We start from the raw sequence: 299 nt of genomic DNA, 5'->3' as shown, positions 1-299 counted from the left end.
GAACCGGGGGAACTGAAACATCTAAGTACCCCGAGGAAAAGAAATCAACCGAGATTCCCCCAGTAGCGGCGAGCGAACGGGGAGCAGCCCAGAGTCTGAATCAGCTTGTGTGTTAGTGGAAGCGTCTGGAAAGTCGCACGGTACAGGGTGACAGTCCCGTACACGAAAGCACACAGGTTGTGAACTCGAAGAGTAGGGCGGGACACGTGGTATCCTGTCTGAATATGGGGGGACCATCCTCCAAGGCTAAATACTCCTGACTGACCGATAGTGAACCAGTACCGTGAGGGAAAGGCGAA

1 rRNA gene is annotated in these 299 nt (G+C 54.2%); it reads left to right on the top strand.

What is annotated here, in order from left to right:
* Positions 1–299: ribosomal RNA gene (locus ACZ6J2_RS21865) — 23S ribosomal RNA — on the top strand; the annotation flags it as partial.

It is taken from the genome of Enterobacter sp. E14S, assembly GCF_055666685.1.
The sequence above is the reverse complement of the archived record's forward strand: the minus strand, read 5'-3'. Positions and strand labels throughout refer to the sequence as shown.